The sequence below is a fragment of the Burkholderia sp. HMSC10F09 genome (genome assembly GCF_001806955.1).
GTDB lineage: Bacteria > Pseudomonadota > Gammaproteobacteria > Burkholderiales > Burkholderiaceae > Burkholderia > Burkholderia multivorans.
On the sequence record NZ_KV786646.1, the window covers coordinates 12482 to 24993 of the forward strand.

A 12512-nucleotide genomic window follows, 5' to 3' on the forward strand; every position below is an offset into this window, starting at 1 on the left:
AAACGCGCCGCGCTCGTAGCCGAACAGCTCCGACTGCAGCAGATGATGCGGAATCGCGCCGCAGTTGATCGCGACGAACGGGCCCTTGCCGCGGCCGGAGCGCTCGTGGATCGCGAGCGCGGTCAGCTCCTTGCCGGTGCCCGATTCGCCGGAGATGAACACGCTCGCGTCGGTCTTCGCGACCTTGCGGATCGTGCTGAACAGCTGCTGCATCGCCTCGCAGTTGCCGATCATCCCGTGCTCGCCGATCGACGCCGCATAAGCGGCGCCGTCGACGCGATCGAGCGCGGCCATCCCGCGCGCATGGCCGAGCACGTGCGAAATCCATTCGTACGGCAGCGGCAGCGTCACGTAATCGAAACAGTAGCTGCGGATCAGTTCGCGCACGGCCGGCCCGATCGTCACGCCGGCCTGCGCGATCGAGATCCAGCCGATCGCGGGCTGGCTCAGGCACGCTTTCAGTGCCGGATAGTCGCGCGACGTGAACCCCGAGAAATCGATCAGCCCGGCCGCGATGCCGACGCCGGACGTCATGTTCTGCGCGGCGCCGGCCGTCTTCGCGACCGACACCTCCCAGCCGAGCCCGCGCAGTTGCGCGAGCAACGGCTCGTCGGGCGTGCGCATGATCGCGAACAGCCTGCGGCCGGCCTCCGGGGCGGTAACGGAGACCGGCGGCATGTCCGGCTCCGCGTTCCGGTTTGCATCGGGTGACCTTGCAACCATCGTTGTTCCCCGCTTGGCGTTGGTATCGCGCGCCGGCTCGTCGCCGCGCACGGCGGACCTCGATCGAACCGACATAATGGCCGCATTTCAGTCCGAATAGAATCCCCTCGCGCAGCAATCGCGCGACGGGTACGGCGCCTTTGTTTCAACGGTATAGCGAGGCCGCGCGCGCACCGCTAGCTGGGTGTTATCCCTGTGGCGCGCGCGACGCACGGACGCGCGAAAACGCTCGACGGCTCGCGAAGCCGCGCCGGTGCAGGCCGGCGGCCTGCGTACGCGACGGAGGGACGCGACATTCGATGCGGCGACAACGGCGCGGCCGGCGTGCCGGATCGGCGCGCTACGCGTGCGCAACCGGTTCCGGTTGACGATGGTCAATCGTCAGACGACATGACGCGACGGGCGCGCGCGACAGCGGTGTCGCGGGTGGGCGTCAGCGGGCCGCCGAAGCCAGCGCGGCCGTCCGGCCGCGCCCGGCTGCCGCGCGGTCGTGGTCGCCGTACGCGGCGACGAGCGCGTCGACGCGGGCGAGATGATGGCGATTGTCGTGATCCCACGGATGGAACGCGGGGCGGAAATAGCTGAGCCATTCGCCGGCGATGCGCGGAAAGAGGCCGTACCGCGGCCCGTACAGGAACGCGATCGTCCGCAGCAGGCCGCGCAGCGGATGCGGAGCGGCGCGGTCGCGCCAGAGCAGCGTCACGTGCATCAGGAACACGGTCGGCCAGAACGTCAGCGTCGTGACGAGGTACACGCCGATGCGGATCAGGTAGCGCCGCAGGCCGGGCGCCATCACGCTGTTCCACACGTCGAACGACACGGCCTTGTGCTCGGTTTCCTCGAGCGCATGCCAGATCCACATCTGGCGGTAGCCGTCGACCGAACCGTCGAGACGTGTCGGATCGCGCAGGATCCAGTCCGCGAGCATCGCCGTGTAATGCTCGGCCGCGACCGTATGCGCGAGCTGCACCGAGTGCGGCAGCACGCGCTTCATGAAGCCGAGCACCTTCCAGACGCGCCGGTCGAGCTTGCGCGCGGGCAGCCGGTTCGCCTGCATCAGTTCGTTGTATTCGACGTGCTCGCGCGTATGCATCGCTTCCTGGCCGATGAAGCCGAGCACCTGACGCTTCAGCACCGGATCGTCGATCCGGTCGCGGTAGTGGCGTACCGAATCCATGAAAAAGCGCTCGCCGGCCGGAAACAGCAGCGACAGCGCGTTGAAAAAGTGGGTCACGTGCGACCCGAGGCCATGCCAGTCCTTCGCGCGTTCGACCGGCAGGTCGAAGCGCAGGTCGCGGCGCACCGGCATCACGTCGGCGGCGATCGCGGCAGCGGCTGACTTCATTTCATCGTTCTCCTTGCAGCACGGCGTCCGGCGCCACGCGCGGGACGGCCGCACGCACGCGCCCGTGGCGCCCGAATCCTGACATCGATAACTGTAAAGATAGGTGCCGCGCATCTGCGCGCGCAAGCGGCGCGGTAGACGCGCGCTTCCAAACGGGGCACGGTCGAAAACGCGGAAAAAAAGCCGTTGGAACAGCGGTGCGCATCGCATCGATTCGAACGCGAACGCGCGTGCGGGAACGGCGTCGGCGCGCGGCCCCGCGATCCGCCTGACCGCGCCGAAGCCCGGTGCGTCGGGCCTCTGCGCCATCGGCGATGCATCGCCCGGTACGCGGCCGAGCGCGGCTGCCGCGCCGAATCATACGGAGGATGCGCTGAAGCGAGCGCCACGCGCGCGCATCGCCGACGCGCGATTCAAACGCGCGTTCCATCGGTGGTGTCGCGTGCAACGGGCCGGCCTCGGATGCACGCGGGCGATCGCCGCGGCTCGCGCCGCCGGCGGCGTGCGACGGCGCACGCCGCGCTCGCCTACAATATCGGCTTTATCCCATCCCTTTTCAGGAGAAGTCATGTCTGTGATCACGACCGCATCGGGCCTCAAATACGAAGACCTGACCGAAGGCACCGGCGCGGAAGCGCAAGCGGGCCAGACCGTCAGCGTCCACTACACGGGCTGGCTCACCGACGGTCAGAAATTCGATTCGAGCAAGGACCGCAACGATCCGTTCGCGTTCGTGCTCGGCGGCGGCATGGTCATCAAGGGCTGGGACGAAGGCGTGCAAGGCATGAAGGTCGGCGGCGTGCGTCGCCTGACGATTCCGCCGCAACTCGGCTACGGCGTGCGCGGCGCGGGCGGCGTGATTCCGCCGAACGCGACGCTCGTGTTCGAAGTCGAACTGCTCGCCGTCTGACGCACGCGCCGCCGGCCGCCGCTCCGTGACGATGGAACGCATCGCCTCGCCCGCCGTGTCGCTGCGCCGCTACGATGCGTGCGAAGCGTCGGACGTGCACGACTTCCATCAGATCGTGCTCGGCGTCGACGGCGCGATGGTGATGGCCGTCGACGGCGTCGGCCGGCGCATCGATCGTCATGCGGCGTGGCTGATCCCGGCCGGCGCGCGCCACGACTATGCAGGCCTCGGCGACAATAGGCAGCTCGTGCTCGATCTGCCTGCCGCATCGCTCGCGGTGCCGCAGCGGCTGTTCGATCGTGCACGCGCCGTTGCGATCGATCCGTCGCTGAGCGCGCTCGTCGCGCGCGTGGCGGCGGCCGCCGCGCAGCTCGACGACGCGCCAGCCACCGACGCGCAACACGCCCGTCGCTTCCAATGGCAGGCCGCCGCACGGCTGTGCGACGCGCTGCTCGACGATGCCGACATCGGCGCGCCCGCGTCGGGCCTCGATTTCGCGCGCATCGACCGGTGGCTGCGCGCACGGCTCGCCGAGCCGCTGCGCATCGCCGATCTCGCCGCGCATTGCGGCTACGGGATGCGGCGCTTTCATCAACTGTTCGTCGAGGCATTCGGCGAAACGCCGCATCGCTATCTGCTGCGGCTGCGGCTCGATACCGCGGTCGTGCTGCTCGCGGACGGCCGTCATCCGCTCGTCGATATTGCCGGCCTCGTCGGCTTCGCCGATCAGAGCACGTTTACGCACGCGTTCACGAAGCGCTTCGGCGTCGCGCCGGGCCGCTGGCGCGGCGAACGGCATTAAGCGACGAACGGGCGGGCCGCGGCACGCATCGTATTCGACGCCCCGGTGCGGCACGCATCGCTTCAATCGGCCCTTCACACTTCCCGTCCATCGCCTCGCACGACACGCGCCGCATCGACGCTTCGCGTAGCGCTGAAACGTCCGTGCACGCAGCCGCTTACGATGAACGCATGGACACTGCCACACCTGCGTTTCCTCGCGCACTCGCGCGCATCGTCGCGACCGTCAGCGTCGGCTTCGTCGTCACGCAGCTCGACGTGACGATCGTCAATATCGCGCTCGCGCACATGGCCGCCGCGCTGCATCTGTCGCTGGCCGGTTTGCAATGGGTCGTCGATGCGTACACGCTCGCGTTCGCGGTCCTGATGCTGTCTGCCGGCGCGCTCGGCGACCGCTTCGGCGCGCGTCGCGTCTATGTCGCGGGCCTCGCGCTGTTCGCGCTCGCGTCGCTCGCATGCGGCGCAGCCGTGGCGCCCGCGATGCTGATCGCGGCGCGTGCCGTACAAGGCGTCGGCGCGGCGGCCATGCTGCCCAACTCGCTCGCGCTGCTGAACGATGCGTGCCGGCACGATCCGGCGCTGCGTGCGCGAGCGGTCGGCGCGTGGACGGCGGCCGGTTCGGTGTCGATCGCGGCCGGCCCCGTGCTCGGCGGCACGCTGATCGCCGCGTTCGGCTGGCGCAGCATCTTCCTCGTCAATCTGCCGCTCTGTGCGGCCGGGCTCGCGGCCGCGTTCGCCTGGATACCGGCCGATCGTGCGGCGACATCGCCTGCGCCGCAGGCGCGTACGCTCGACGTGCGCGGCCAGCTCGTCGCGATCGCGATGCTGACCGCGCTCACCGGCGCGGTAATCGAATGGCGGCCGCTCGGCCTCGCGCATCCGGTCGTCGCCGGCGGCTTCGTGCTCGCGGTGCTTGCCGCCGCCGCGTTCATCGCGATCGAATCGCGCGCGGCGACGCCGATGCTGCCGCTCGCGCTGTTCCGCCGCCGCACGTTCAACGCGGCCGTGCTGTTCGGGATCTGCGTCAACCTCACGTATTACGGCACCGTATTCGTGATCGCGCTGTATCTGCAGCGCGTACGCGGCGAATCGGCGCTGCAGGCGGGACTCGCGTTCCTGCCGCTGACCGGCGGCTTCCTGCTCGCGAATCTCGCGAGCGGCCGCGCCGTCGCGCGCTACGGGCCGCGTGCGCCGATGCTCGCCGGCGCGCTCGTCGCCGCGTTCGGCTACGGGTCGCTGCACTTCGTCGACGGCTCGACGCCGTTGCCCGCGCTGCTCGTGCCGTTCCTGCTGATTCCGTCGGGGATGGGTTTCGCGGTGCCGGCGATGACGACCGCCGTACTCGCCTCGGTCGAACCGGCGCGCGCCGGTATCGCGTCGGCCGTGCTCAATACCGCGCGACAGGCCGGCGGGGCCATCGGCGTTGCAGCGTTCGGCGCGGTGGCCGGCAGCGGTGGCGCGGTGCCGGTGGTCGACGGGCTGCGCATCGATACCGGCGTGTCGGTCGCGCTGCTGATCGCGGCCGCGCTGCTCGCCACGCGCGTGCGGCCCGATGCGCATCGCGACGCGCATGGCGGCCGCCGTCCGTTGCAGACGACGGACTGATCGGCGCGGCCGCCGCAACGGGCATACGGATCGGCACGCACACGAGCGGCCGATCGCTCAGCGCGGCGTCGCGTCGCCGGCTTCACCGATCTTTTTCACGAACGTGTCCGCGGGCTTCAGCGGCCGACCGTCGTCCTGCCGCAGTGCGAGCTTGCGCAGCGCGCGACCGGTCTTGCGATCGACCAGCACCGAATGCGGCTCGCCGCGCGCGAACAGGTTCGCTTCGCCCCACTGGCGCAGCATCACGATGACCGGAAACAGTCCCTCGCCCTTCTTCGTCAGGACGTATTCCTGATACGCGCTGCCGTCCGAGGCCGGCACGACGTCGAATACGCCGGCCTCCACGAGCATCCTCAACCGGTCCGACAGAATGTTGCTCGCGACGCCGAGGCTCGTGCGGAAATCGCCGAACCGGCGCACGCCGTCGAACGCGTCGCGCACGATCAGCAGCGCCCAGCGATCGCCGACGATGTCGGTCGCGCGCGCGACCGGGCAATGCGAATCCGCCAGACTTCTCTGCCTCGCCATCTTCTCCTCCACTGGCCTGCCGGCGCCTGCACGGCGACACCGGCCATCCGTGCCCGGGCCCCGTGCCCGCCGCACAACGAGTTGCATTTTAAAACTACTTTTCCTACACTCCAACCAGTTTCAATTTGCAACCACATCAGGCACGAGAAAACCGATGACGTCTTCCTGTTCTTCCGGCGCCGCGGCGTGCGGCGCCGGTCCGTGCGCGGATCGTCTCTCTACGACGCGCGTCGCGCTGCTCGCGACATGTTGTGCGGCAAGCGTCGCGAACGTCTACTACGCACAGCCGCTGCTCGACGCGATCGCACGCGATTTCGCGGTGCCGGCGGCCGCGATCGGTGCGGTCGTCACGGCCACGCAGCTCGGCTGTGCGCTCGCGCTGCTGTTCGTCGTGCCGCTCGGCGATCGCCTGAATCGCAAGCGGCTGCTCGCCGTCCAGCTCGTGCTGCTCGCGGCGGCCTGCGTCGGCGTCGCCGCCGCGTCGACACGCATCGCGCTGCTCGTCGGCATGGTCGCGGTCGGCCTGCTCGGCACCGCGATGACGCAGGGATTGATCGCCTGTTCGGCCGCACTCGCGGGCGCCGGCGAACGCGGCCGCGTGGTCGGCGCCGCGCAGGGCGGCGTCGTGATCGGGCTGCTGGCCGCGCGTTCGGTCGCGGGTGCGGTGACCGACGTCGCCGGCTGGCGTGCCGTCTATCTCGTGTCGGGGGCGCTCGCGATCGCGATGCTCGTCGGGCTGTCGCGGCTCCTGCCGGACACGGACGCACCGCGCGAACGGATCGGCTATGCGGCGCTGCTGCGCTCGATGGCGTCGCTGCTGCGCGACGAACGCACGCTGCGCGTGCGCGGTGCGATCGCGCTGCTGATGTTCGCGGCGTTCAGCATTTTCTGGAGCGCGCTCGTGCTGCCGCTCAGCGCGCCGCCGCATGCGATGTCGCATACGCAGATCGGCGCGTTCGGCCTCGTCGGCGCGCTCGGCGCGGCCGCGGCCGCCCGCGCGGGCCGGCTCGCCGATCGCGGATACGGTCAGGCGACGACCGGCGCCGCACTCGCGCTGCTCGTGTCGTCATGGCTGCCGCTCGCGTTCGGCGAAACGTCGATCGCGCTGCTGATCGTCGGGATCGTGCTGCTCGACGTCGGCGGACAGGCCGTTCACGTCGTCAATCAGAGCATGATTCTCGGCGTACGCCCCGATGCGCATGCGCGTGTCGTCGGCTGCTACATGCTGTTCTATTCGGCCGGCAGCGGGCTCGGCGCGATCGCCTCGACGTCGATGTATGCGTACGCGGGATGGAGCGGCGTATGCGTGCTCGGCGCGACCGTCAGCGCGGCGGCGCTCGTCGTGTGGGCGGCGACGCTCGAGCGCAAGCGGGCACCGGCGTAGCACGCGTCGCGCTGCCGGACGACAAAAAAAACCGGCTCGCCCGGATCGAGCGGCCGGTTCGCGAACCGGTCGCGCCACGCACGCCGATTCGCGCTTCGCCGCGGCGCCCATGCCGGGCGCAGCGGCAACACACCACCTACAACCTGCAACCCGCAGCGACGCTCAGCCCGCCGCGTGGATCGCCTCCTCGTACACGCCGGCGACGCGTCGCGCGATCACCGCGTTGTCGAAATGCTCGCGCGCATAGCGCTTGCACGCCGCCTCGTCCGGCAACGCAATCGCGCCCGACAGCGCGGCGCCAAGCCCTTCGGCAATCGCATCGGCGCCCGTCGACGGCAGCACGAGATCGTTCGACAACCCGGCCACCGCCTCGGGCAGGCCGCCCACCGGCGTCACGAGCACCGGCGTGCCGGACGCGAGCGATTCGACCGTGATCAGCCCGAAGCCCTCGAGCGCGACGGTCGGCACGACGCTGACCGTCGCCGCGCGATAGAGCGCCGCGAGATGCTGATCGGGCACGAAGCCGAGCAGCTTCACGTTGTCCTGCAGCCCGGCTGCGTCGATGCGCTGCTGCAGCTCCTCGGCGAGCTTGCCCTTGCCGGCGATCAGCAGCAGCACGTCCGGATGGCGGCGCTTGACGATTCCGATCGCGTCGACGAGATCCTCGAGCCCCATCCGCCGCACGAGGCGGCGCACCGCGAGCACGATCGGCCGATCCTGCGGCAGCTGCAGCCGCTGCCGTGCCTCGGCCGGCGTGAGCGGCGTGTCGAACTGCGCGGTGTCGACACAGCCCGGAATCACGCGCACGCGCGACGGATCGATCCCGTAGCGTTGCGTGAGGATCTGGCCGAACGCCTGCGACAGCACGATCAGCCGCGACGAACGCGCATACACGGCCTGTTCGAGATAGCGCTTCGCGCGCTGGCCGAGCGACGCGGCGCCCTCGACCTGGCTCTCGTCGGCCCACGGCCCCTGAAAGTGCGACACCTGCGGAATCCCGCGCGTCACGTCGAGGCCCGGAAACGTATACAGCGCGAAGTGCGACGAGATCACGTCGGGCCGCGCGCTGCGAATTTCCTCGCGCAGCGCGCGCCGCGCGGCGAGCATCCGGCGCGCGAGCGGCTGCGACGCGGGGCCGAAGCCCTGGATCGCACCGCCCGTGTCGTCGGCGACCTTCGGCGAGCCGGCGACGAGCCCGCGCACCTCGACGCCCGCGCCGGGCAGCGCGCCGACGAGCGAGTAATACATGCGGTCGAGACCGCCCGCGCGTTCGGGAAACCAGTGCATGCCGATCTGCAGCGATTTGATCGGCCGGGAAGAAGAGGACATCACGATTGCTCCTGCGTGACCGCATGCTCGACGCGCGCGAACGCGGACGGCTGCGGAGGTTGGCCGATGCGCCGGTACAGCGCAACGTACTGGGCGCCCATGTGGGCCCAGCCGAAACGGGTCATCAGTTCGCGCGCGGCCGCGCCCATCGCACGGCACGTGTCGCGCGACGCCGCGAGCAGGTCGATCGCCTGCGCGAGCGCGTCCGGATCGTCCGGATCGTCGAGCACGATCCCGCAATCGCGCGTGATGATCTCGGCGCCGCCCGCGGTGCGCGCGGTGACGACAGGCAGCCCCGCCGCCATCGCTTCGAGCAGCGACAGGCTCATCGCTTCGTAGCGCGACGGAAACACGTACGCGTCGACCGAGCGCATCAGCGTCGGCATGTTCTTGACGAGACCGAGGAAGTGCACGCGTGCGCCGAGGCCGAGCGCGCGCGCCTCGTCCGGATACGGGCTGCCGGGCAGATAGCCGGCGACCGCGAGATGCACGTGTTCCGGCAGCTTCGTCAATGCCTTCAGCACGGTGCCGAGGTTCTTGCGCGGCGTGCGCAGATCGCCGACGAACAGCAGCAGGAACGCATCGCGCGGCAGATCGAACGCTGCGCGGTCCGCGTGCGCATCGGCGAATGCGCTGCCGTCGACGCCGTTGTAGATCACGCCGATCTTGCTGCGGTCGATGCCGAGTGCCGCGATTTCGTCGGCGACCTTCTGCGACACCGCGGTGATCGCGCGCGAACGCCGGTACGCCCAGCGCTCGAGCGCGGTATTCACGCGCGTGTACACGTACTGGTACGCGGACCACAGCCCTTTGGTCGGCGCGAACGGATAGTACGGGCTCTTGAACCAGCCGCCGTGCACGAAGTGCGCGGTGTTCACGTCGGCCTTGATCCACGAGATGAAGCCGTTCACGTGCAGCACGTCGTACGCATCGCGGTGCGTGCGCAGCCACCACGCGCTCTTCAACGCGAACACTTGCTGCCGCACGAGATTCGACGGCCAGAAGCGCCCGACCTTCACGGGCACCCAGCGCACGCGCGGATCGGCGAGCAGCTCCGGCGCGACGTGCGACGCGACGAGCGTGACCTCGCATTGTTCGGCCAGCGCCGCGCGCGCGATTTCGTAATTGACGCGGCCCTGGCCGTCGTTATGACGCACGACGTGCGTGACGATCGCGATTCTCAATGGTCGTCTCCCCGTAAACGCGCGGCGGCCGGCAGACGCTGAAGCCTCTGCCAGTGCGCCGCGGAAAGAATCGAAAAAATGGCGGTAAACAACAGCAGGCCGCCCGTGCCGATCAGCGAGTTCGTGAACACGAGCATCGCGAATACCGACAGGCACAGGCTCAGGCAGGCGCCGACGAACTTGTCGTCGCGCAGCCTGAACGACGCGCGCACCGTGCGGCCGAGCAGCATCACGAAGCCCGCGAGATAGAGCAGCGTGCCGGGCCAGCCGAGCACGAACGGCACGTTCATCACGCCGCTGTCGAAGCTGCCGTACTTGCCGAGCTCGCCGCTGTCGCTCGACAGCTTCGTCGACGCGCCCGTCGCGCCCATCCCTTCGCCGGCGACGTCGGTGAACGCGGTTTCCGCGAAGGTCGCGTAGAACTTGTTGCGATCGTCGTAGCTGCGGTCGTCCTTCAGGTTCACGATCGACTGCAGACGCTGGCCGAGACGATCGGCGACGGGGCCGACGGTCAGCAGCGGCACGCACAGGCCGACCAGCACGACGCCGCTGATGAGGATCCGCATCCGCACGCGGTTGCTCGACTGCACGAGCTGGATCGCGAGCGCGATTACCCAGCCGCCCCACGTCGAACGCACGAGACAGAGCGCGAACGACACGAAGCCGGCGGCGCCCGCGAACCAGCGGATCTTCTGCGGTGCGACCAGCACGAACACGAGCGCGCCCATCATCGCGAATGCGAACGGCCCCGACGAATTCATCGTGCTGAACACACGCACGCCGTACGGCACGGGCTCGCCCTGCGAGCCCATCTGCGAGCCGACCATCCACAGCACGTCCCACTGCGGCATCACGAAGTACTGGATGATGCCGTACACGCCCATCACGAGCATGCCCCAGATGAAGGTCGACAGCAGCACGTCGCGGTACGCCGGATAGTTGCGCGCGTTGACCATGATGTGAAAGCCGATCAGCACCGGATACAGCCAGTTCGCGAGGTCGTAGGTCGCGGCCATCAGGCCGCTCGACACGATCCCGACGAGATAGGCGTAGGTCAGTCCGAACAGGATCAGCAGCACCGGAATCCCGCGCCGCTGCGCGAGCACGCGGTAATGCCGCAGCAGCCCGAAGGCGGCGATCATCGTCACGGCGAGCGGCGCGACCTGGATCAGGCTCGTCGGCGTGAAGGCGCCTTTCGACCAGTCGGCAAGACGCCGCACCTCGGGACTCAGGAACCACACCCACCACATGAAGCCGACGTAGCGCGCCGGGCTCTTGAAGTACAGCCAGATGCCGACCGCGATCGCGAGCACCGGAAACGCGAACGTCAGCACGCGTCCCTGATGCGCGGCGATCAGCGCGGCCGTGATCGTCCACAGCGCTGCCTGCCCGGCCCACTGCGTCGGCTCGGCGAACCGGCTGCGCTTGCGCGCCGGCGCGCGTTCGGCGGCAAGCGTGCTCATCGCGACGACGGCCGGGAATCGGCGAGCGGCATCGCGACGCCGGCGGCCGCCGCGGGCGTGCGGCGCCGGCGCAGCAACTCGCGCGTGATGCGCACGTGCTGCTCCGCGAACGCCTGTGTGGTCAGATCGCACGCACGCAGCCGCTCGACGGCGGCGCGCGCACAGGCGAGCGCCGCGAGCGGCTCGGCCGCGAAGCGATCCGCCGCGTCGCGCATCGCCTGCGCGTCGAACGGCGGCACGTACGCGGCCGTGTCGTGCGGGAAGTAGTCGGTCAGGCCGCCGACGTCGGACACGATCATCGGCTTGCCGAGCGCCGCCGCCTCGAGCATCACGGTGATGCCCGACGCATGAAAGTTGGGCCGCAGCGGCACGACGATCACGTCGGCCCACGCGTACAGCTCGTGCTGCTTGGCGAGGCCCGACGCGGAGCCGATCGCGACGTTCGGCGCGTGCCACGCGCGCGGCACGCGGCGACGCGTCGCGAGCCGCACCTCGTAGCGCTCATCGCCGCCGAACGCGGCGAGAAACGTGCGCCAGTCGCGGTCGCGATCGTTGCCGATCGCCGCGATGCGCAGCGGCCGATGCGGCTGCCACGGCTGCGGATCGCGGATCGGAAAGTCCTGCGTGTTGAGCCCGTAGTAGACGAACTCCGCGTCGCGACCCAGATAGCGGCGGCACAGCGCCGCGTTGTCGCGCGCGAGCGTGGTCAGCACGTCGGCGCGCGCGAGCAGCTTGCGGTACAGCCAGCGGCGCGGGCCGCCGAAGCTTTGCCATTTGTCGAACAGCCAGACGCTCTGTGCGAGCAGCAGCGGCCGCTTGCCCTGCGCGCCCGCGAGCTTGAGGATCAGCGCGGCGGCCAGATGCTCCTGTTCGGTATGCGTCCAGATCACGTCCGCGTCGAGCAGCGCCGCGCGGTTGCGCCATGCGTGCACGATGTCGAAACCGAGCGCGGCCTTCAGCGCGCGGCGCGCGATGCCGACCACGCGCGGCTCGCGCCGGTCGGCCGAATACGTGAGCCGGAATTCGTCCGATTCCGCGTGGTGATAGCCGTACAGACAGCCGATGTTGTCGCCTTTCCGGTAAGTACGCGGATCGGCGCCGTAAAACAGATGCACGTGGACCTTGGTGGCGGTCATGCGAGCCCTCCGGGTGCGGCCGCGCGCGCATGCGCGCGCAGCCCGTTCATGGCGTGACCGGCGGCATCGCCGCACGGCGCGGGGCAACGGTGGTGCGACGCGCG

General features: G+C 69.7%; 11 protein-coding genes. 4 read left to right on the plus strand and 7 right to left on the minus strand.

Annotation, left to right across the window (positions count from 1 at the left end; all coding sequences use genetic code 11):
• Nucleotides 1-723 (minus strand): sigma-54-dependent transcriptional regulator (locus tag HMPREF3115_RS32355; RefSeq protein ID WP_256276119.1); only part of this gene is annotated, 723 nt, incomplete at its 3' end.
• A 433-nt stretch (nucleotides 724-1156) separates the two neighbouring features.
• On the minus strand, nucleotides 1157-2068 hold the full coding sequence (locus HMPREF3115_RS10180; RefSeq protein ID WP_035947086.1) for a metal-dependent hydrolase: 912 nt from the start codon (nucleotides 2066-2068) through the stop codon (nucleotides 1157-1159).
• Between the two features lie 568 nt (nucleotides 2069-2636).
• On the opposite strand from HMPREF3115_RS10180, the gene HMPREF3115_RS10185 reads away from it, so the two are divergent.
• The 3 genes from HMPREF3115_RS10185 (at nucleotide 2637) to HMPREF3115_RS10195 (ending at nucleotide 5384) form a co-directional block, all read left to right on the plus strand.
• Nucleotides 2637-2978: an FKBP-type peptidyl-prolyl cis-trans isomerase gene (locus HMPREF3115_RS10185; RefSeq protein ID WP_012217466.1), complete on the plus strand. Its 342-nt coding sequence runs from the start codon at nucleotides 2637-2639 to the stop codon at nucleotides 2976-2978.
• Nucleotides 2979-3009: 31 nt separating this feature from the next.
• Complete coding sequence (locus tag HMPREF3115_RS10190) at nucleotides 3010-3780, plus strand: AraC family transcriptional regulator (RefSeq protein WP_035954164.1); 771 nt, start codon at nucleotides 3010-3012, stop codon at nucleotides 3778-3780.
• A gap of 170 nt (nucleotides 3781-3950) precedes the next feature.
• Nucleotides 3951-5384, plus strand: coding sequence for an MFS transporter (locus HMPREF3115_RS10195; protein ID WP_070554316.1), 1434 nt, complete (start codon nucleotides 3951-3953; stop codon nucleotides 5382-5384).
• 57 nt (nucleotides 5385-5441) lie between these two features.
• Here HMPREF3115_RS10195 and HMPREF3115_RS10200 read toward each other — a convergent pair whose 3' ends face one another.
• Entirely contained in the window at nucleotides 5442-5912 is a 471-nt protein-coding gene (locus tag HMPREF3115_RS10200; RefSeq protein WP_070554317.1) for a winged helix-turn-helix transcriptional regulator, read from the minus strand.
• Between the two features lie 154 nt (nucleotides 5913-6066).
• Here HMPREF3115_RS10200 and HMPREF3115_RS10205 point away from each other — a divergent pair, with 154 nt between their 5' ends.
• Complete coding sequence (locus HMPREF3115_RS10205; RefSeq protein WP_070554319.1) at nucleotides 6067-7296, plus strand: MFS transporter; 1230 nt, start codon at nucleotides 6067-6069, stop codon at nucleotides 7294-7296.
• A 162-nt stretch (nucleotides 7297-7458) separates the two neighbouring features.
• Here HMPREF3115_RS10205 and HMPREF3115_RS10210 read toward each other — a convergent pair whose 3' ends face one another.
• The 4 genes from HMPREF3115_RS10210 to HMPREF3115_RS10225 are packed head-to-tail and all read right to left on the minus strand — an operon-like array spanning nucleotide 7459 to nucleotide 12408.
• Complete coding sequence (locus tag HMPREF3115_RS10210; protein ID WP_006404171.1) at nucleotides 7459-8625, minus strand: glycosyltransferase family 4 protein; 1167 nt, start codon at nucleotides 8623-8625, stop codon at nucleotides 7459-7461.
• Nucleotides 8625-9809, minus strand: coding sequence for a glycosyltransferase family 4 protein (locus tag HMPREF3115_RS10215; protein ID WP_006404172.1), 1185 nt, complete (start codon nucleotides 9807-9809; stop codon nucleotides 8625-8627). The genes HMPREF3115_RS10210 and HMPREF3115_RS10215 overlap by 1 nt, the downstream gene beginning before the upstream one ends.
• A complete protein-coding gene (locus HMPREF3115_RS10220) occupies nucleotides 9806-11272 on the minus strand; it encodes a glucose-6-phosphate isomerase (protein WP_070554321.1) in 1467 nt (488 codons plus the stop codon). The genes HMPREF3115_RS10215 and HMPREF3115_RS10220 overlap by 4 nt, the downstream gene beginning before the upstream one ends.
• Nucleotides 11269-12408: a glycosyltransferase family 4 protein gene (locus HMPREF3115_RS10225; protein ID WP_006404174.1), complete on the minus strand. Its 1140-nt coding sequence runs from the start codon at nucleotides 12406-12408 to the stop codon at nucleotides 11269-11271. The genes HMPREF3115_RS10220 and HMPREF3115_RS10225 overlap by 4 nt, the downstream gene beginning before the upstream one ends.
• Nucleotides 12409-12512: the final 104 nt, after the last annotated feature.